This is a genomic window from Synechococcus sp. CS-205, assembly GCF_025128255.1.
Classification (GTDB): Bacteria; Cyanobacteriota; Cyanobacteriia; order PCC-6307; family Cyanobiaceae; genus Regnicoccus_A.
Genome location: NZ_JAHLZB010000006.1, coordinates 23430 through 41403, shown reverse-complemented (window position 1 = coordinate 41403; position 17974 = coordinate 23430). Strand labels below are relative to the sequence as shown.

The window sequence follows — 17974 nt, the reverse complement described above, 5'->3', positions numbered from 1 at the left end:
TCAGGCCAGACCGACAAGTTTCTTCGACAGGTCCCAGGTCTTCGCAGCAGTGTCGGGATCGCTGGCCTTCTCGGAGAGTTCCTGGATGAACTGCTGTCCGTTTTTCTTCTGGCGGTTGCCCCAGCTCCAGTGGGCGCCCGACACGGCAAAGCCTGAATCGGCCACCACCTGGGCCACCCGCTCACCGGCCAGTTCCTGGCTCACGTACCCGCCGGTGATGGTCTTCTGGAACCAGGGGAAGATGGTCTGAAAGGCCTTCGGGGTGTTGCGGAACAGGGGGGTGTCGGCCACACAGCCTGGATAGAGCGAGCTGAAGATGATCCCCGTGGAGTCGTGCAGACGGCGGTGCAACTCCTGGGTGGTGATCATGTTGCAGAGCTTGCTGTCCTTGTAGGCCTTGCCGGGCTTGAAGGCCTTGCCGCTGGCCATGCTGATCGGCGCCTTGAATCCTGCCTCAAACCCCGAAAGGTCGCCGAGATCGGCGGGGGCCGGGATCGGAATCTTGCCGCCCAGTTCCTTGGAGTTGGCTGTGACGGTTCCCAGGATCACCAGCCGGCGCGACGGATGGCCTGACTTCTTCAGGTCATCGAGCAGGGCATGAATCAACAGAAAGTGGCCGAAATGGTTGGTGGCCATCGAGATCTCATAACCCTGGGGCGAGCGCTCGGGTTGCTTCAGCCGCGGTTTGTAGACAGCGGCGTTGCAGACCAGCGCATCCAGGCTGAGTCCGGTGGAGTGGAACGCCTCAACCAGCCGGCGCACACTGTCGAGATCACCCAGGTCCACCTGCAGGTGGGTGAGGGAGCTGTCGGGAATCGCCAGGGAGCGGGCGGCGGCTCTGGCCTTCTCCACATCCCGGCAGGCCATCACCACATGCCAGCCACGGGCGGCAAGGGCTTTGGCGGCGTACAGACCAACACCGGAGGAGGCTCCGGTGATCATCACGGTTCCGCTCTGGCCACGGCTGCTGTCGCCGGAGCTGGATGCTGTCGCCATCGGGGCGCTTCGGTTCAGGAGGCCTCAACCTAAGGACAAGGCCCAGGGCCAATGCCTTCTCTGGAGCGAAGTTCAACACAAGGACACGATGAGGGTGCAGAAGCGGCACCCAGCGGTGTCAACGGCCAGAAGGTTGAGTACCAGCCTGGGACTGAGAGGGCTCCTGGCTGATCAAAGGCCTCTTGGCGGCAGCCGGTGCCGGCGTGGTCTGGGTTGGCTCATTCCAGACCACGCGCAGACGGTTGGGGGCAATCCACTGGTCCTGTTCCCGGATCAATCGCTGCTCACCGCTGGTGATGAAGAGCTGGTCGAAGCGCTTCTGAGCCTTCTGCAACTTGGCTTGCTCAATCTGAAGAATGGCGCTCAGTTCGTCATGCTGGTTGAGCCGTTGCTGGTACGCGCTGGCCAAGTGAACCAGGCTGAGACCGGCCAGCAAGGTCACGCCGAGCTTGACGCTCAGGCCGATCACGCTGCAGAGCAATTCCTGCCGGTCGGTGGATCCCTGATGGATAGCCACAGCCGCCGCGGCACTGGTGGGAGCTACGGCGGTGGGTCGCGATGGGGTCCGTCGCCGGGATCCCGTCCGGCGCCTTGGGGCGGACACAGGCCTGAGCTGCTGCGCGGCGGACAAGGGAGGGAAGGAAAACGTCTGGCCCGCTTCTAGCAGTTCGTGGAGGACCTGCCAAGGGCCAGCCCCGGATTCAGGCGCGGTAGAGGCTGACGCAGAGACGAACCGCCAGGATGCCTGCGTGGGCGGCGACCACCAGGGCGATCAGAACCTCTGCCTGGCTGAGTGTTGTGACCATGGCCAACGAAGGGAAACAGATGTCGCCACCATTGTTCGGCTCCGCTCCGCCCGAAGTCACCTGATGGCATCGGGCTGTCACAGCTCTTGATGGCCCACCCCCCTTCCAGCCTCTCCGTGTCCTCGGAGAGTGTCCGCTCCCTTGATCTCTCGCCTCTGCAACCCTGGAGCACGTGCGCTCCAGGCGAACTGCTCGCCTCCGCCGGATCGCTGGGCCTGGAATTCGACTGGCCCCGTGAGGCCGAAGATCCCCGCGAGCTCTCAGAACTGCCCGAGCTGCGGCTCTGGAGCCTGCGGGCCGATGCTGTTCACCCCTGGCTTCCCCTGGTGCTCGACCGGAGCAGCGGCCAGCTCTGCCGCCACGTGGCGATGCTGTTGCCCCACGGCTTCAGCCGCAACGAAGGGATTCGCTTTGCACCGGAGAGCATTGAGCTCTGGATCACCCACCGCTTCTTTCTGCTCGATCACTGGAGCCAGGAGCGGGGCCTGAACTGCCGTCAGGGTCTTGGTCAGATGGCCGCCGTGCTCGGTTTCGAGCTGGATCCCAGCTTCTGGGACCCAATCAGCCCAGCAGCAGGCTGAGGGCACGCCGTCCACTGTCGAGAGCCAGCAGTCCGGTGAGCCCGCGCAGCAGGCGCACCAGAAGCGTTTCCGGAACCCGATCCAAGCGGGCCGCCGACCAACGGGCTGCCAGCGCCGCTGTGCCCCCGAGCACGAGGGCCATGGTCCCCTGGGCCCTGGCCTCGAGCAGAAACGTCACCGAGGCAGCCGATGCGGAGCAGAGCACCGCCAGCGTGCTCAGGCGGATCGCCTCCCGCACCGGCAGCCTCAGGCCGCTGATCATCAGCGGGACCATCAGCAATCCACCTCCGACCCCCAGCAGCCCTCCGGCCAGGCCGGCCATGCTGCCCACCAGGGCCAGGGCCAGTGGGGGCACTCGTCCGGCCGTTGAGTCCTGCTCAGGGCTCTGTCCCCCTCTGATCGTCAGAGTCAGGATCAGGAACATCACGGCCTGCAGGCCTAGCAGCTGCCAGCCGCTGAGCAGTCCCCCAAGCCGGCTGAACAACAGTCCGCTCAGGGCAGCACTCAGGCCGATGGCCAGGCCAGGGGCCGCCTGCACCCGACCCTGGCGCAGATGCACCCAGCTTCCCGCCAGGGTGGTGGGGACGATCGCCAGGGTGCTGGTGGCCAGGGCCTGATGGGGGGGAGCCCCACCAGCAGCAGCATCGGAGAGAAGACCAGACCGCCTCCGATCCCCAGCAGCCCCGAGAGCAGCCCGGCCACCACCCCCAGAGGCACCAGCACCAGCAGATCGCTCAACATGATCAGGTCTGAACGGCGATCGCCTGGTGGCACCAGCATCCCCTGCTGACTTCCGCTTCCCTCCCAGTTGGCGCTGGATTCCGCCCCTCTGTCTGCGGGGTGACTGGCAGATGGCCATCGACGACTGGCTGCTGGATCAGTCGCTGCTCAAGGGCGGTTCGGCTGTGCTTCGCCTCTACACCTGGAGCGAGCCGACCCTCTCGCTGGGCCACCACCAGCACAGCCTTGACCCGGCCTGGCAAACCGCTGAGCGACAGGGGCGCCTGGCCCTGGTGCGACGGCCCAGCGGCGGCGGTGCCGTGCTCCATGCCGGTAGCCTCACCTATGCCCTGGTCTGGCCTGATCCCCCGCGCCAGCGTCAGCAGGCCTATGCCCTGATCTCCGCCTGGCTGGTGGAGGCTTTCGCGACCCTGGGTCTGACGCTCTGCGTGGGCCAGGACGGGGCCACGGCGCCTGCTGCCAACTGCTTCGCCACCAGCACCGTCGCTGATCTGGTGGGCGCCGATGGCCGAAAACGGGTGGGCAGCGCCCAGCTCTGGCGCAGGCGCCAGCTGTTGCAGCACGGCAGCGTGCTGCTCGACCCGCCGGCTGGCCTCTGGCAGGAGCTGTTCGGCTCCGATCCCCCGGTCACCTCAGCCTCACAGCGGCCAGCCACGGATGCTCTGAACGACCAGCTGCGGCATGCGGCGATCGCGGGCCTGGGCGGCGGGTCGCTGGAGTGTGAGCCGTTGAGGCCCGGGGAGTGGGCGGCGATCAATCGCCGTCGCCACCGTTTTCGCCTCTCGTGCGGATCGGCTGCGGTTCAGCAGGATCAGCCCTCACCGTTCTCGGCGATTCCGCGGGCCACCTGGGCCAGCGCCAGACCGAGGGGGTAAGTGCCCTGGCGTCGGGCGGCCTCCAGCAGGGGCGGTGGCAGCCGCAAGCCCAGGCGGGCCAGCACCACCTCCGACAATTCCGGTCGCTCGAGGGTGCCGCTCGGCAGACCCGCCGAACCCATCACCAGGAGACGGTCGACCCCCGGCTCATCGAGCTTCAGGGCCGCCTGCCAGAGGGGCGCATCGTCCTGAATGCTGGGAAGCGTGGAAAGGGGCTCAATGTGGTCCAGCACCCGCTCCTGATCCCAGCGCTGGACCGGCAGAGCCTGCAGGGGATCGTCGCTGATCACCCCCCTCCAGCGACCCCGTTCACAGACCAGAACCCAGTCAGGACGACCGTTGCTGTCGTCCCGTCGGATCCGTGAGAGTTCCCGCAGGGGCGCATCGCCCTCCAGCACCCGGAAGCGGCGTCGGGAGGCCTCGCTGACCTTCAGGTCCTTGAGGGCCTTCTGCAGAGCCAGCAGCTGGATCTGGTTTCTGGAGGCCCCCAGCCCGAACCAGCCCAGCAGAATCAACCAGAAGGCTCCTATCCCGCCGCCTCGCAACAGCAGAAGAGTGCCCATGCCCACGGCCATCAGGGAGAGAAACCGCCCCATGGCGGCGGCCACCTGAACACCGCGCCGCTGGCTGCCGGTCCACTGCCACACCAGCGCCTTGACGATCAGGCCTCCATCGAGGGGAAGGCCTGGCAGAAGGTTGAACAGGGCCAGCACCAGGTTGAGGGCTCCGAGCTGGCTGACCATTTCGCCCAGCAACGGAGAGGCATGGGCCACCGCATGGCTGCTTCCCAGCAACAGACCGGCCAGCAGCAGGCTGACCAGGGGGCCGGCAGCGGCCACCTGCAGGGCTGCCATCGCCGTGGCGCATTCCTTCTCGACACTGGCCACCCCGCCCAGCAGAAACAGGGTGATGCTGCGGACCTTCACCCCATGGGCGATGGCCACCAGGGAATGGCCCAGTTCATGCAGCAGCACCGAGACAAACAGCAGCAGCGCCGTGCCAAGCGCCAGCAGCCAGAGGCTGACAGCGGAGGCCTGTCCGGCCAGCTGAATGCCGTACTGCTGCTCGAACCCCAGGGTGGCCAGCAGCAGGATCACGAACCAGCTGGGATGGATGCGCAGGGGAATGCCGCGAATCTTGAGAAGCTGCCAACCTTCACCCACGCGGTCTCGTCCTGCCGATGCCCAGGCAGGTCCTGGGCGGTGTTCCGTTGATCCTAGAAAGGGTTGCCCGTCGCTCCCTGTGGTGCCTTCCCCCCGCTTGAAGATCTGCGGACTGCGCCATCCTGCCCAGGCCGAGGCTGTGGCTGCCCTGGGCGTCGATGCTGTGGGTGTGATCGCGGTGCCCTCGTCCCCGCGTTGGCTGGCCCCCGACCGGCGGCTTGAGCTGTTCCAGGCCATGGCGGCCGGCCGGGAGGGCTGCAGGGGGGTGCTGGTGGTGGCTGATCCTGAAGACGGGGTGGGCGCACAGCTGGATGTCTCCCGCGGTCACCAGGTGCTGCAGTTGCATGGGCGGGAATCCCCCTCGCGATGCAGGGAATTGGCGGCTCAGACGGGCTGTGAGATCTGGAAAGCGCTGCGGATTCGTTGCCCGGAGGATCTCAAGCGGGTGGAGGACTACGCCGGGGTGGTGGACGCGGTGCTGCTGGATGCCTGGGTTCCCCACCAGCTGGGAGGCAGCGGACAGCAGATTCCAACCGCCTGGCTGGCCGGATTCAAACCCGGGTTGCCTTGGTGGTTGGCTGGAGGTGTGGGGCCCGCGAATGCAGCGGCCCTGCTGAAGGCCTTTCAACCGGATGGCCTGGATGTGTCGAGTGGGGTGGAGAGCACACCTGGAGAGAAGGACCTCAATCAGGTGCGCGCTCTGGTGGAGGTGGTGAAGGGTTGCAGCTTGGGAGCCGGCTGAACTCAGGTGCTGAGCACCGCTTCTTGTTGCTTCACCAGCTCGAAGAACTCCTGCTTGAGGCTGGGGTCGTGGCGGAAATCGCCACGGACCACCGAATTCACCATGCTGGTCTGGGGTTCCTTGACCCCACGCCACTTCATGCAGTAGTGCTGAGCCTTCACCAGAATCGCCAGACCCTGTGGCTTGCAAAGTCGCTCGATCTCATCGGCGAGAATCATCACGGCCTCCTCCTGGATGTGGGGACGTGAAAACACCCAGTCGGCCACCCTGGCGAACTTGGAAAGCCCGATCACACGATCTCCTGGCTTGATACCAATCCAGCAGTTGCCAAGGATCGGCACGAGGTGATGGGAACAGGCCGATCGGACACTGATCGGGCCAACAGTGTAAATCTCGTCCAGCTTCTTGACGTTGGGAAAGCTGGCGATCTTCGGCTGGTGATGGTAACGACCCTTGAACACCTCGTGCAGATACATGCGAGCCACGCGCTCGGCTGTCTCTTCGGTGTTGTGGTCGTTGTCGATGTCGATCACAAGGCTGCGGAGCATCTCCCGCACTTTTCCAGCCACCTCGATCTCAAGCTGATCAAGCTCGCCATCGAGCAGGTGATCAGCGAGGTTGTCGTTGGCGAAGAAAGAGACACCTGCCTGCTGCAGGCGCTCGCGAATGCGCGCGCTGACAGGGCCTGGGGCCGCCTCGGGTGTGATCGGCCTGGACCGGGGGGTGGAAGGGATGGTGGATGTCATGAAAGACTCAGAAAGCGCCAGTGGCGGGCATGAGGGTCAGGTCCTCCACCACCTGGGACGGAGGCTGCTGAGCAAGGAACAGCAAGGCTTCCGCGGCTTGATCGGCGTCAAGCATGGCACGGCGATCGAAGGAACTGTGGACGGTTTTCGTCACCCAGAGGGGTGTGTCCACCGCTCCGAGGGTGAGGGTGGACACGCGAATGCCATGGCTGCGTTCCTCCACGGCGAGGCATCGGCTGAAGGACTCCAGCGCCGCTTTGGTGGTGCAATACGCCCCCCATTCAGGGAAGGCATTGCGCGCGGCATGGCTGCTCACGTTGATGATCAGGCTCGACGGCTGTCGGCGTAACCCTGGCAGGACGGCCTGGCAGACCTGGAACACGCTGGTGAGGTTGAGCTGGAGCAACCACTGCCACGACTCCAGGTCCATCCCGGCCAGTTCACCCGTGTAGGCGGCTCCGGCATTGTTGATCACCACCGTGGGCTGGAGTCCGCGGCCCAGCAGATCAGCCAGGCGCTCTGGAATGGCGGCGGGATCGGAGAGATCAGCGCCTGCGCATTCCACCCGCCTGCCGGAGGCCCGCAGGGGGTCAGCCACGCGCTCCAGATCAGGGATGGAGCGAGCCAGAAGGAGAAGATCCCAGCCAGCCGCCGCAAAACGGGTGGCGGCGGCAGCTCCGATGCCCCTGGATGCGCCGGTGATCAGAGCTGAAGCCAAACAGAATCCATATCGAAAGGAACCTTAAGGGTTCGGCGAGAATTCTGTGGCCTCTGGATCCAGGATTCTCCCCATGCGCCGGAACTTGGCATAGCGCTGTTCCAGCAGTTCAGCCTCGCTGAGCTCGCCGAGGTCCTGCAGCTGCTGCAACAGGGCCGCCTGCAGGGTCTCGGCGGCCTGGAGCGGTGCCCAGTGGTTGCCGCCGGAGGGTTCACTCAGGACGGCGTCGATCACCCCAAGTTGAAGCAGGTCGTTGGCGGTGATGCGCAGGGCGGCAGCGGCGGCGGGGGCCTTGGCCGCATCGCGCCAGAGGATCGAGGCACAGGCTTCAGGACTGGCCACGGTGTAGACGCTGTGCTCGAACATCAGCAACCGGTCAGCGACACCGATGCCGAGGGCACCGCCGGAGCCCCCCTCACCGATCACTGTGGCGATCACAGGAACCCTGAGGCTGAACATCTCACGCAGGTTGACGGCGATGGCCTCCCCCTGCCCCTGCTCTTCGGCCAGGACGCCGGCGTAGGCGCCGGGGGTGTCGATGAAGCAGAGGACCGGCAGCCGGAAGCGGTCGGCGTGCTTCATCAGGCGCAGAGCCTTGCGATACCCCCCAGGAGAGGCCATGCCGAAATTCCTTGCCACATTCTCTTTGGTGTCGCGCCCCTTCTGATGGCCGATCAGAACGACGCCACGGTCGCCGATGCGGCCGATGCCGCCCACCAGGGCCTGATCATCGGAACCCCGACGATCCCCGTGCAATTCGAACCATTCATCGGTGATCACCTGGATGTAATCCAGAGTGCTGGGCCGCTGGGGATGGCGGGCCACCTGAATTTTCTGGGCGGGAGTGAGAGAGTTGAAAATCTCCTCCCGCCGACGAGCCGCCAGGGTTTCCAGCTGCAGCAACTGCTGACTCACATCCACCTCCGAATCCTTGGCGAGCTGGCGGATCTGCTCGATCTGATCCTCCAGTTCCACCAGGGGCTTTTCAAACTCAAGCAATGGACGGCGGACCATGACGATCAATGGGGTTGGCTCAGGGCGGATCAGCGTGGGTCGCGCAGGCCTCCTCGCCTGCAAGTGGTCGTCACGCGGCCGCCAGTTGCAGGAGCTGAACCTGATTCAAACCGATCGAGCGGAAGCCATGACGGAGGGACGCGGCACCGATCAGCTCCATGTTGGCCAGACTGATGTTGTTGCGACCCCAGCTGAAATTGGTGTGAAGCCCCTCGAAGTCCAACAGCATCGCTTCAGCGAAACAGGCAAACAGCTGACGCTGGGGATTATCCATTTCGGCCACCTCCATCATCTGCCAACCGATGTCCTGCCAGAACTCAACGATTCCTCCCTTGATCACATGCACGCCGCCGCCGGCCACCTTGGCATCCAGATTCTTTGGATAGCCACCATCGATCATCAGGCAGGGCTTCTTCAGACTGGCCGGGTCGATCGCCAGGCCCTGGGGCAGGCTGGCCACCCACACCACCACATCAGCCTCGGGCAGTGCCTCTTCGAGGCTGAGAATGCGACCTTCTCCCAGTTCGGTCTGCAGGTCGAGCAGAGGCTGCTGCTGGCGTGCCACCAGCAGGAGCTCGCCAACGCCGGTGTTGCGGCTGAGCCAGCGGCAGACGGCACTGCCGATGTCGCCGGTGGCTCCCACCACAGCCACTTTGGCCCGGCTCAGCTCGATGCCGAGCTCGGGGGCATTGGTCTCCACCTGCTGGGCAATCACCCAGGCGGTATGGGTGTTACCCGTGGTGAAACGCTCCCAGTCCAGAGAAGTGCTGCGGATCTGCTGGGCCTTGAGCAGGTTGAAGTTCTCGAAAATGATCGAGGTGAACCCCCCCAGTGCGGTGATGTCGATTCCGCTTTTCTGGGCAAGATCCATGGCGCTGAGCACCTTGCGACGGGCCGTCTTGAAGCGGCTGAGCATCTCGGGAACGAACACCGAATCGATGTAGGCGCCCTCGATGGTTTGACCCGTGAGGCTGGTGATGCTGACCGTCTCCACCAGCTGAGGTGGAGCCACGCACCAGAGGTCGAGATCGCCATCGGCATATTCGGGGAAACCGAGATCACGAGCCTTGCTCCGAGCCTGCTCGAGGCTCGTTGAGTGACCGATCAAACCGAACATGCAGCTGGGGCGGGGCGGAGAGGAGACGGCTGTGGCCGTCGACACATCCTGCCATGGCTCCAGGGTGTGCTTCGGGCCCCAGCCTCTCAGCCGAGCAGGGCAGCCGTGGCCATGCGGGCGATTTCTCGGGGGGTGAAGCCGATGTCGGTGAGGGCCTCCTGGTAGGAGGTCATGAAGTCGGCCATCAGATCTTCCTGATCCATGTGGAGCACGGCGGCGTCGCCCGCGACCTGCTCAAGCATCTTGCGCACGAGGGGAAGGTTCGCCCGATTGGCCTGCTCCAGCTCCTCTCGGGACGCCTCGAGATTGGCCTTCAACCATTCCTGGCCATAATTGAGGTGGGTGTACTCATCCTTGACAACGCCCTCGGTGATCTTGCGGGCGAAGGGATCAGCCACGGGAATGTAGATGTGGTAGGCGGAGATTGCGAAGGCTTCGATCAGGATGGCCTGGATCAGCAGGCAGGTCACCACCTTTCCCTCGGCCAGAGCCGTCTGGAAGTTGCCATGCAGGGGTGAGAAGAACTCCTTGGCGAACTCCATGTCGGCCGTGACTGAAAGGTTGTTCGCGCAGGCTGTGAATCCCTTCTTGTGCTTGAGCTCCATGCGGGCCAGCCGGGCCAGCTCCTCAGCCTGATCCGGAATCAGGCTGCCGAGGGAGATGTAGTTGTCGTGGGCCTCCTGCTCGCCCTCGATCACGATCGCGTTGATGCGGCTGTAAGCGTCTTTGTAAAGGCTGCTGCTGAAATCAGGCAAATCCAGGCCCAGCTCCTCTCCGCCGGGGGTGGCCGTTGCGGTGGCGGCCAGGGGGGTGTCGAGGCTGGGCATGGCGTCGCCTGTGAAGACATGGGTGAAGGCGACTGTAACCAGTCTGGCCGGAGTTGGTTCATGGGCGCGGCGGCCAGGAGCTGGAGAGCAGATCGCCCAGCAGCGCAACCCAGCCGTCAACCAGGCGGGTGAACAGGGCCTCCCCCAGGGCCGCGTCGGCGCCAGTGGCGTCGCCGACGACGCCACTGGCGGAGAGGTCGGCGGTCAACCAGGCGTTCGGAACAGCTCCCTCCAGGCTCCAGCCCGGCGGGGGGGCAGGGTCAGGGTGACCCTCCCGGGGCCGCTCGGGTCCCACCAGTTCAGGGGCCAGATGCAGCATCAGACTCGTTTCAGCCAGGGCCGCATGCAGCCCATCGCTTCGTTCCGGTTCCGGCACCAGCGCACTCACTCCCGGAGGACCGCTCCAGAGGAAGCAGGGCATCACCGCCAGACGGGGATGGGCAGCCCGCAACTGGCGGGCTGCCACCTGCAGCAGCGCGATCTGCCCGCCGTGGGCGTTGAACAGAACCAGGCGCTGGAAGCCTGCCCTGGCCAGATCGGCCCCCACGGACATCACCACCTGCAGCAGCACCTCCGCCGGCAGGCTGAGGGTGCCCGGGAAGGCCCCGTGCTCAGGTGAAAATCCGAGCTGAAACAGGGGCAGTCGCCAGATCGGCAACTGCATGGGCAACCGCTCCAGGACAGCCTCCAGCACCTCTTCGGCGAAGAGAGCATCGGTGCCCAGCGGCAGATGGGGACCATGCTGCTCCACAGCGCCGAATGGCCAGATCACCGTGCTGCCTGGCCTGGAGGCCGCTTCCCTGGCCGCCATCCAGTTCAGGGAATCCAGGGCGTGCTTGGGGAATGCTCCCATCGACTCCACGGGTTGATCCTTACAGTGTGGTGCTGTCCGTTCACCCTGGGCCATGGCTGGATCGCAGCGTCCCGTTCCTCCCTCCGCCCCCCGGCCGAATCCCCAGGCCCCCGCCAGGGTCGAGCCGCCGTTGCGCAAGCCTCCCCAGTTGATGTACATCAGCCGCAAGGAGGAGGAAGACGAGGAGCAGAACCCCCCAGCGGCCTCCTCCGCTCAGGCCGGAGTCGATGCGCCCGCACCAGCCGTGTCTCCGGAAGCGTCCAGGCCGGTTTCACCCCCCGAGGCCGCCGGAGCTCGTGCCGGTGATGACGACCGATTCGAAACGGCCAGCCTCGAGGGCATGACCATGGCTGACCTGCTGGGCGCAGCCGATGGCCCACCCCGCCGGGGCCGCTCCAGCCGCTCGGCCACTTCCGAATCCGGTGCCTCCAGGCCCGCCCGCACCGTCGACGATTTCGACTTCGACGAGGACGCGTTCCTGGCGGCGCTGGATGAGAACGAGCCGGTGGGAGCCACCGGTGATGTGGTCACCGGCACGGTGATCAGTGTTGAGAGTGATGGGGTGTACGTGGACATCGGCGGCAAGGCGCCGGGTTTCATGCCCAAGGCCGAGGCCGGCCTCGGAGTGATCAGCAACATCAAGGAGCGCTTCCCCAAGGGGCAGCCGGTGGAGGTGCTGGTCACCCGCGAGCAGAACGCCGACGGCATGGTCACCATCAGTGCCCGGGCCCTGGCCCTGCGCCAGAGCTGGGAGAAGGTGAAGCAGCTGGAGGCCGATGGCAAGGTGGTGCAGGTCAAGGTGAGCGGGTTCAACCGCGGCGGTGTCACCTGTGACCTGGAGGGCCTGAGGGGATTCATTCCTCGCTCCCAGCTTCAGAACGGGGAGAACCACGAGGAGCTGGTCGGGACAAGCTTCGCCGTGGCCTTTCTGGAGGTCAATGCCGAAACCCGCAAGCTGGTGCTCTCCGAGAAGCGTGCCGCCAGCGCCTCCCTGCTGGCGGAGCTGGAGGTGGGTCAGCTGGTGGATGGTCAGGTCGTGTCGGTCAAGCCCTACGGATTCTTCGTGGATCTCGGAGGTGTCAGCGGTCTGCTGCACCAGTCCTCCATCACAGGCACCCATCTGCGCGACATTCGCACCGTCTTCAGCCAGGGAGAGCGGCTCAAGGCACTGGTCACCCAGATCGATCCATCCCGGGGCAGGATTGCCCTGAACACAGCCCTGCTCGAGTCGCAGCCCGGTGAGCTGCTCACCGCCAAGGAGACCGTGATGGCTGAAGCGGAAGACAGGGCCAACCGGGCCCGCACGGTCCTGCGTCAGCAGGAGCAGGACGCAGGATGAGTTCGATCGCCCCCGCTGCTGCAGAAGCCAGGCTCTCCCTCGACTGGGAACTGGACTTCTATTCCCGTCCCGTGCTCGAGCCCGATGGCAAGAAGCGCTGGGATCTGCTGATCACCGCCACCCCGTCCAACGCCGCCGGTCAACCCCGGTTTCGCTGGGCGAAGAACTGTCCGGCCAGCACGGTCAATTCAGTGTGGCTTCAGGGGGCCCTCAACGAGGCGCTGGCGGCAGCTGAGGAGCAGGGCCTGGGTCCACCCCGGCGGCTGCGTTGCTGGCGGGCCACGATGCGCACCATGGTGCAGCGCGCTGCCGAAGCCGTTGGGCTGGAGGTCATCCCCAGCCGTCGCTGTTATGCCCTGGCTGAATGGCTGAGTGAGCGGGAACGGGAGGTTTACCCCGCCGAGGAGGGTTACATGGCCGGCCCCCTGGCACCGCCGCCCCAGCCGATGCGTTCGTTGCCCCTGCCCCTGCCGGAGGCGGCACGGGGCGATTCCTGGGCCTGGGCCTCCCTGCCCCTCGGCGCCCTGCGCGAAGCCTCCGACTGGGAGATCAGTTTTGAAGGGCTCTTTCCTCTGCCCGATCAGCTCTCCGATGAGCTGATGGTGCCAGGCCTTCGCCTGTTCAGCCGCAGCCGTTCCCTGGCCATCGCCGGCTGGTTCGCGGGTCTCGAGCCCGCCCGCCTGGAGATGGACGGCACCAGCCTCGTGCTCGAAGCCGGCCTGGAGGACCGTTGGCGGCTGGACACCCTGGCGGAGCCTGAGGCGAGCGAGGTGAGCGAAGCCTTCGCCGCCGCGCGCGAGGCCGCCTCCGGTCTGCAGTTCATCGCCGTGCAGAGCGATGCGCAGTCGCAGCGGTTCGATGGCTTCTGGCTGCTGCGCGACCTGCCGACGTTCTGAGGCCCCTGAACCGTGGCTGAGGCCGTCGATCCCCCCTTCGATCGCCCCGATGTGGGCTTCAACGCCCTGGACGGCTGGACCTGGGTGGGAACCTATGGCGGCTATGTCCTCCAGTGCGATCTGCTGGTGGAGTTCGAGCATGGCTTCTTCACCCGTCAGTGGAGTGGGCGTGGTCCCCAGGAGCTGGCCGCTGCGATCACTGCCGGGGTTTCGGTGCACCGCACCCGTCAGATTCACAGTTCCCTGGTGCTGCCCGCCGGCGAGGCCGCTGCAGAACCCTGGCCCGAAGGCGATGGGCTGGTCAGTGATGGCGGTGGTCAGTCGCTCTGGGTCTGCGGCGCCGACTGCACCCCGGTGCTGATCGCCGATCGGGCTCGGGGCTCCGTGGCCGCGTGCCACGCCGGCTGGCGTGGGGTGGCCTCCAGAATCCTGCCGGCGGCGATCGAAGCGCTGGAGCGCTCGGGCAGCCGGCGCTCCGATCTGGTGCTGGCTCTGGGGCCGGCCGTGCGGGGTGAGGCCTACCAGGTGAAGCAGGATGTGGCCCTGCAGGTGGCCAGCGCCTGCTGCGCCCCTGGAGAGGACCCCCAGCAGAGCCTGATGGCGGCAGGGGCTCTGACGCCCGAATCTTCCCTGGAGTTCCCTGGGGATCGCTGCCGCCTCGACATCCGCAAGGCCGCCCGTTCCCAGCTGCTGAACGCCGGGCTCGAGGCGGAGCAACTCCGCCTCTGCCCTCTCTGCACGGTGGGGGAGCCGCTGATGTTTCACTCCTGGCGCCGTGATCAGGTCAAGGCCGTTCAGTGGAGCGGCATCGTTGCCCAGGCCTGAGCCACCGCCTCCGCCACCCGGATGCCATCGATGCCGGCCGAGAGGATGCCACCGGCGTAGCCGGCGCCTTCCCCTGCCGGGTAGAGGCCGCGGGTGTTCACGCTCTGCAGATCCGGCCCCCTTGGAATCCGCACCGGCGACGAGGTGCGGGTTTCGACGCCGGTGAACATGGCGTCGGCCATCGCGTAGCCGGGAATGCTGCGCTCGAAGGCCGGGATCGCCTCCCGCAGGGCCTGGACAGCGAAGTCCGGCAGGCAGACGCTCAGATCGGCTGGTGTGGTCCCGGGGGCGTAGGAGGGCTGGATCGAGCCAGGAGCCCGGCTCACGCCCCGGCCCGCGAGGAAATCGTCGAGCCTCTGCACGGGAGCCCGGTAGGTGCCGCCACCGAGGGCAAAGGCCTTCGCTTCCCAGTGGCGCTGGAAGGCCACCCCGGCCAGGGGGTCGTCTGGGCCCCGGCCGTAGGGAAGCAGATCCTCGAGCTCCAGGCTCACCACGATGCCGCTGTTGGCATTGCGCTCGTTGCGGGAGTGCTGGCTCATGCCGTTGGTGACCAGGTGGCCGGGCTCGGAGGCCGCCGCCACCACCAGCCCACCGGGACACATGCAGAAGCTGTAGACGCTTCGGCCATCACTGAGGTGGTGAACGAGCTTGTATTCCGCCGCCCCCAGCTGCGGGTGGCCGGCGCAGGCCCCCCAGCGGGCCCGGTCGATCAGCGACTGGGGATGCTCGAGCCGCACCCCGATCGAGAAGGGTTTGGGCGCGAGGCTCACGCCCAAGTCATGCAGGCTGGCGAAGGTGTCACGGGCGCTGTGGCCCACCGCCAGCACCACGTGGTGGGCCGTGAGGCAGGAGCCGTCGGCGAGCACCACGCCGCAGACCCGCTGGCCCCCGGCCGCAGCTTCGGTGGCAAGGCTCACCACCTGGCTGTTGAAGCGGATCTCCCCACCCAGCGCTTCGATGCGGCTGCGCAGACCCCGCACCACCGTGGCCAGCTTGAAGGTGCCGATGTGGGGGCGGTGGAGCGTCAGGATCTCCGGATTCGCTCCGCAGGCCACCAGTTCCTCCAGCACTTTCCGCCCCAGGTGGCGGGGGTCCCGCACCTGGCTGTAGAGCTTGCCGTCGGAGAAGGTGCCGGCCCCGCCCTCGCCGAACTGCACGTTCGAGGCCGGATCGAATTGGCGCTGACCCCGCCAGAAACCGAAGGTGTCGGCCGTGCGCTCCTTGATCGGCTTCCCCCGCTCCAGCAACAGAGGCCGCAGGCCCATCTGGGCGAGCACCAGCGCGGCGAAGTAGCCACAGGGCCCGGCGCCGACCACGATCGGCCGTTCCTGCCGCTCTGCCGCCCCGGGCTCCAGGCGAGTCACGTACTGGTAGGTGGTGTCGGGAGCGGGGCGGAGATGGGGATCCTTCTTCCAGCGCTCCAGGAGAGCCTTGGGATCAGCCACGTCCAGGTCAAGGCTGTAGCTGAGGCGAATGGCGTTCTTCTTGCGCGCATCGACGCTGCGCCTGACCACCGTCCAGCTCCGCAGGCTCCTTGCCGGGATGCCCAGACGCTTCAGCACCGCCTGGCGCACGTCGTCGTCGGTGTGGTCGAGGGGGAGCCTGAGTTCGCTCAGCCGCAGCACGATGCCTGCCTGGTCCCTGGGGGGCGTGTCGCTTGTCCCTGCATTCCAGCAGGTTGCCCCCTCCTGCCCAGCAGGGCTGTCAGGCTGGATCCAACAAACCTTTGTCGCAGCGCTTGATTCCATGGGTCTTGCCCACTGCCCGCTCTGCGTTGGCCTGGCCGTTCTCAGCCTGCTGCGATGCAGCGCCCTCGCTTTGATGCTCTGGCGCCTCTGCGCCAGCCAGGCCCAGCCACGACTGCGCCTGGCTGCCTCCTAGCGTCAGCCTTCCCAGCGGCCCCTGAGCACCGACGCCATGGCACTGCAGGCCACGTATTTCGGCGCGAATGGCTGGTTGTTCGATTTCGCCGGATTTCGCGTTCTGCTCGATCCCTGGCTGACGGGCCCCCTGGAGTTCCCGCCCGGTCCCTGGTTTTTTAGGGCCGAGCTGAACCAGCCCTGGCCTGTTCCCGAGCGCCTGGATCTGCTGCTGCTCACCCAGGGACTGCCCGACCACTGCCACGCGCCGACCCTGGCCTTGCTGGATCCCTCTCTGCCGGTGGTGGGGTCCGCCAGCGCCGCCGAACGCGCCCGACGACTGGGCTTCCTGTCGGTGACGTCGCTTGCCCCTGGGGAGCGGCACCAGGCCGGTGAGCTGACCGTCACCGCCAGCGCAGGGGCACCCGTGCCTCAGGTGGAAAACGGCTACCTGCTGGAACACCCCAAAGGCAGCCTCTACGTGGAACCCCATGGCTACCTCTCCGGCGACCTGCCGGCCCAGCCTCTGGATGCCGTGGTCACGCCTGTGCTCGATCTGGGCCTGCCCCTGGTGGGGGCCTTTGTGAAGGGAATGCAGGTGCTCCCGCAGGTGCTCGAGCGGTTTCAGCCCAGGGTGGTGCTGGCCAGCACCACAGGCGGTGAGGTGCGTTACGAGGGTGCCCTGACCAGGATTCTCTGGCAGAAGGGCAGCGTCGAACTGGCGGCCAGGATGGTGGAGTCCCGCCTTGAGCCCAGCAGAGCCGATTCAGAGCCTGGGCCGAGCTCTCGCTTGATCGATCCGGTGCCAGGGGTGAGTTACGACCTGATGGAGGCCTGAGGCCACCAGATCGGCAGAGGCCCTGGCCCGCTCAGGGCATCGTCAGCAGCTCGTGCTCCACCATGAAGATGTTGCCGTAAAGGTTGGCAAGAATGTCCTTGCCGGCCTGGGTCAGCTCCAGGTAAGGAATTGCCGTCCTGATGTAGGGGAAGACCTGGCCCCAGTAGAAGGTGGGATAGGCCTTGAGCAGCTGGCCGGGATTTTCACAACCCAGCACCTTGTTCATCCCCGTTTCCTCGAATTCCCAGAACAGAGCGGGGATCTTGTTGAGATAGCGGGGATCGCTCAGCTGGCCGATCAGGTCAGAGGCCCTCACCAGACCGGGCATGTGGGTGGTGCACTGGTGGTCGGTGGAGGCTGGAACAGGGAATCGGGTGAGCTCGATGTTGCGCTTGATCGTTTCCGCATCAATCAGCGCGTGGCCACCGAAGCGCTCCTCGATGAACAGCTTGCCGCGATCGATGTGGTGGGGGGTGAGTGCGGCACAGGTGGCACCTTCCTTCAGGCTGATTGATCCGCCATCCACCCCCGTGGCATAGAAGCCTTCCTTGTCGTCACGGCAGACCCCCTTGATGTAGCCGATGTCGTGGCAGAGGTGCGAAATCGTGAAATGCAACCAGTCGTCGGGGGTGATGCCCCCTTCGCGAAGATGCTTGCCGTAAAGGATGTGCTGCCCTACCAGGGTCACCATGATGGTGTGCTCAACGTCGTGGTAGAGCGCATCCCCGGTGGCGATGTTCTCAAGGGCCATCGAGGCTGCCCAGGAAATGATTTCCTCGTACTCCCGCTTGAGCGTGCCGTAGGAGGATCGGTAGGTGGCGATCAGACGCTCCTGCACGTCTTTGATCATCAACCGAGTCGCGTTGAACATCGTTTCTGGAGACGGACAACCCGCCGGCTTCGTCATTTCAAGCTAGGCATCGCCCATGGCCGTTGCAGGGATCGCTGGCCGGGCTCCGATCCGTCATCCTGGATGGATTGCAGCACCTTCGGCCGTGACCACCACCCCTGTCGATGCCACCATCGAGCGCGCTTCTG

General features: G+C 65.9%; 20 protein-coding genes and 1 pseudogene. 8 read left to right on the top strand and 13 right to left on the bottom strand.

Going from position 1 to position 17974, the window contains the following annotated elements:
• The 3 genes from KQ297_RS01080 to psaM form a co-directional block, all read right to left on the bottom strand.
• Nucleotides 1-996: a protochlorophyllide reductase gene (locus KQ297_RS01080; protein ID WP_259737794.1), complete on the bottom strand. Its 996-nt coding sequence runs from the start codon at nt 994-996 to the stop codon at nt 1-3.
• A 118-nt stretch (nt 997-1114) separates the two neighbouring features.
• Nucleotides 1115-1513 carry a hypothetical protein gene (locus KQ297_RS01075; RefSeq protein ID WP_259737793.1) on the bottom strand — a complete coding sequence of 133 codons (399 nt, stop codon included), beginning with the start codon at nt 1511-1513 and terminating at the stop codon, nt 1115-1117.
• 184 nt (nt 1514-1697) lie between these two features.
• On the bottom strand, nt 1698-1802 hold the full coding sequence (gene psaM, locus KQ297_RS01070; RefSeq protein ID WP_185465391.1) for a photosystem I reaction center subunit XII: 105 nt from the start codon (nt 1800-1802) through the stop codon (nt 1698-1700).
• Between the two features lie 89 nt (nt 1803-1891).
• Between psaM and KQ297_RS01065 the strand changes: the two genes are divergently transcribed.
• Entirely contained in the window at nt 1892-2383 is a 492-nt protein-coding gene (locus KQ297_RS01065; RefSeq protein WP_259737792.1) for a CRR6 family NdhI maturation factor, read from the top strand.
• Here KQ297_RS01065 and KQ297_RS01060 read toward each other — a convergent pair.
• Nucleotides 2364-3124, bottom strand: a pseudogene (locus KQ297_RS01060) (sulfite exporter TauE/SafE family protein). The gene KQ297_RS01065 and the pseudogene KQ297_RS01060 sit on opposite strands and share 20 nt — an antisense overlap.
• A 26-nt stretch (nt 3125-3150) precedes the next feature.
• Between KQ297_RS01060 and KQ297_RS01055 the strand changes: the two are divergent.
• Nucleotides 3151-3999, top strand: coding sequence for a lipoyl protein ligase domain-containing protein (locus KQ297_RS01055; RefSeq protein ID WP_259737791.1), 849 nt, complete (start codon nt 3151-3153; stop codon nt 3997-3999).
• Here the strand turns inward: KQ297_RS01055 and KQ297_RS01050 are convergent.
• Nucleotides 3936-5162 (bottom strand): site-2 protease family protein, encoded by a 1227-nt coding sequence (locus tag KQ297_RS01050; protein ID WP_259737790.1) that lies wholly within the window; start codon nt 5160-5162, stop codon nt 3936-3938. The genes KQ297_RS01055 and KQ297_RS01050 overlap by 64 nt on opposite strands.
• Nucleotides 5163-5244: 82 nt before the next feature.
• Here KQ297_RS01050 and KQ297_RS01045 point away from each other — a divergent pair, with 82 nt between their 5' ends.
• The gene (locus KQ297_RS01045; RefSeq protein ID WP_311133967.1) at nt 5245-5904 is read left to right on the top strand and encodes a phosphoribosylanthranilate isomerase; all 660 of its coding nucleotides are present in this window, start codon (nt 5245-5247) and stop codon (nt 5902-5904) included.
• A gap of 2 nt (nt 5905-5906) precedes the next feature.
• Here the strand turns inward: KQ297_RS01045 and folE are convergent, their stop codons facing one another.
• The 6 genes from folE to KQ297_RS01015 all read right to left on the bottom strand — a co-directional run bounded on the left by folE (nt 5907) and on the right by KQ297_RS01015 (nt 11179).
• Nucleotides 5907-6650: a GTP cyclohydrolase I gene (gene folE / locus KQ297_RS01040; protein WP_185465320.1), complete on the bottom strand. Its 744-nt coding sequence runs from the start codon at nt 6648-6650 to the stop codon at nt 5907-5909.
• A 7-nt stretch (nt 6651-6657) separates the two neighbouring features.
• Complete coding sequence (locus KQ297_RS01035) at nt 6658-7368, bottom strand: SDR family oxidoreductase (protein ID WP_259737788.1); 711 nt, start codon at nt 7366-7368, stop codon at nt 6658-6660.
• Between the two features lie 24 nt (nt 7369-7392).
• Complete coding sequence (locus tag KQ297_RS01030) at nt 7393-8382, bottom strand: acetyl-CoA carboxylase carboxyltransferase subunit alpha (protein WP_259737787.1); 990 nt, start codon at nt 8380-8382, stop codon at nt 7393-7395.
• 70 nt (nt 8383-8452) lie between these two features.
• On the bottom strand, nt 8453-9499 hold the full coding sequence (locus tag KQ297_RS01025; RefSeq protein WP_259737828.1) for a long-chain acyl-[acyl-carrier-protein] reductase: 1047 nt from the start codon (nt 9497-9499) through the stop codon (nt 8453-8455).
• An 86-nt stretch (nt 9500-9585) separates the two neighbouring features.
• Nucleotides 9586-10326 carry an aldehyde oxygenase (deformylating) gene (locus KQ297_RS01020; RefSeq protein WP_259737786.1) on the bottom strand — a complete coding sequence of 247 codons (741 nt, stop codon included), beginning with the start codon at nt 10324-10326 and terminating at the stop codon, nt 9586-9588.
• A gap of 58 nt (nt 10327-10384) precedes the next feature.
• Entirely contained in the window at nt 10385-11179 is a 795-nt protein-coding gene (locus KQ297_RS01015; RefSeq protein WP_259737785.1) for a creatininase family protein, read from the bottom strand.
• A gap of 52 nt (nt 11180-11231) precedes the next feature.
• On the opposite strand from KQ297_RS01015, the gene KQ297_RS01010 reads away from it, so the two are divergent.
• The 3 genes from KQ297_RS01010 to pgeF are packed head-to-tail and all read left to right on the top strand — an operon-like array spanning nt 11232 to nt 14239.
• Entirely contained in the window at nt 11232-12518 is a 1287-nt protein-coding gene (locus KQ297_RS01010; protein WP_259737784.1) for a S1 RNA-binding domain-containing protein, read from the top strand.
• Nucleotides 12515-13414, top strand: a complete 900-nt coding sequence (locus KQ297_RS01005) for a Tab2/Atab2 family RNA-binding protein (protein ID WP_259737783.1) — start codon at nt 12515-12517, stop codon at nt 13412-13414. Before KQ297_RS01010 ends, KQ297_RS01005 begins: the two co-directional genes overlap by 4 nt.
• 12 nt (nt 13415-13426) lie before the next feature.
• Entirely contained in the window at nt 13427-14239 is an 813-nt protein-coding gene (gene pgeF, locus KQ297_RS01000) for a peptidoglycan editing factor PgeF (RefSeq protein ID WP_259737782.1), read from the top strand.
• Here pgeF and KQ297_RS00995 read toward each other — a convergent pair.
• Nucleotides 14209-15864 (bottom strand): NAD(P)/FAD-dependent oxidoreductase, encoded by a 1656-nt coding sequence (locus KQ297_RS00995; RefSeq protein WP_259737781.1) that lies wholly within the window; start codon nt 15862-15864, stop codon nt 14209-14211. The genes pgeF and KQ297_RS00995 overlap by 31 nt on opposite strands.
• Nucleotides 15865-15985: 121 nt before the next feature.
• Between KQ297_RS00995 and KQ297_RS00990 the strand changes: the two genes are divergently transcribed.
• Nucleotides 15986-16120 carry a hypothetical protein gene (locus tag KQ297_RS00990; RefSeq protein ID WP_259737780.1) on the top strand — a complete coding sequence of 45 codons (135 nt, stop codon included), beginning with the start codon at nt 15986-15988 and terminating at the stop codon, nt 16118-16120.
• A 36-nt stretch (nt 16121-16156) separates the two neighbouring features.
• Nucleotides 16157-16936, top strand: a complete 780-nt coding sequence (locus KQ297_RS00985; protein WP_259737779.1) for an MBL fold metallo-hydrolase — start codon at nt 16157-16159, stop codon at nt 16934-16936.
• A gap of 31 nt (nt 16937-16967) precedes the next feature.
• On the opposite strand, the gene KQ297_RS00980 is transcribed toward KQ297_RS00985, so the two are convergent.
• On the bottom strand, nt 16968-17807 hold the full coding sequence (locus KQ297_RS00980) for an Npun_R2479 family HD domain-containing metalloprotein (RefSeq protein WP_259737778.1): 840 nt from the start codon (nt 17805-17807) through the stop codon (nt 16968-16970).
• Between the last annotated feature and the right edge of the window lie 167 nt (nt 17808-17974).

What these genes read in the sequence shown, in the direction of transcription:
- KQ297_RS01080 (WP_259737794.1), bottom strand. Translation starts at nt 996, where the DNA reads ATGGCGACAGCATCCAGCTCCGGCGACAGCAGCCGTGGCCAGAGCGGA.
- psaM (WP_185465391.1), bottom strand. Translation starts at nt 1,802, where the DNA reads ATGGTCACAACACTCAGCCAGGCAGAGGTTCTGATCGCCCTGGTGGTC.
- KQ297_RS01065 (WP_259737792.1), top strand. Translation starts at nt 1,892, where the DNA reads ATGGCCCACCCCCCTTCCAGCCTCTCCGTGTCCTCGGAGAGTGTCCGC.
- folE (WP_185465320.1), bottom strand. Translation starts at nt 6,650, where the DNA reads ATGACATCCACCATCCCTTCCACCCCCCGGTCCAGGCCGATCACACCC.
- KQ297_RS01030 (WP_259737787.1), bottom strand. Translation starts at nt 8,382, where the DNA reads ATGGTCCGCCGTCCATTGCTTGAGTTTGAAAAGCCCCTGGTGGAACTG.
- KQ297_RS01025 (WP_259737828.1), bottom strand. Translation starts at nt 9,499, where the DNA reads ATGTTCGGTTTGATCGGTCACTCAACGAGCCTCGAGCAGGCTCGGAGC.
- KQ297_RS01020 (WP_259737786.1), bottom strand. Translation starts at nt 10,326, where the DNA reads ATGCCCAGCCTCGACACCCCCCTGGCCGCCACCGCAACGGCCACCCCC.
- KQ297_RS01015 (WP_259737785.1), bottom strand. Translation starts at nt 11,179, where the DNA reads ATGGGAGCATTCCCCAAGCACGCCCTGGATTCCCTGAACTGGATGGCG.
- KQ297_RS01010 (WP_259737784.1), top strand. Translation starts at nt 11,232, where the DNA reads ATGGCTGGATCGCAGCGTCCCGTTCCTCCCTCCGCCCCCCGGCCGAAT.
- KQ297_RS01005 (WP_259737783.1), top strand. Translation starts at nt 12,515, where the DNA reads ATGAGTTCGATCGCCCCCGCTGCTGCAGAAGCCAGGCTCTCCCTCGAC.
- KQ297_RS00990 (WP_259737780.1), top strand. Translation starts at nt 15,986, where the DNA reads ATGGGTCTTGCCCACTGCCCGCTCTGCGTTGGCCTGGCCGTTCTCAGC.
- KQ297_RS00985 (WP_259737779.1), top strand. Translation starts at nt 16,157, where the DNA reads ATGGCACTGCAGGCCACGTATTTCGGCGCGAATGGCTGGTTGTTCGAT.
- KQ297_RS00980 (WP_259737778.1), bottom strand. Translation starts at nt 17,807, where the DNA reads ATGTTCAACGCGACTCGGTTGATGATCAAAGACGTGCAGGAGCGTCTG.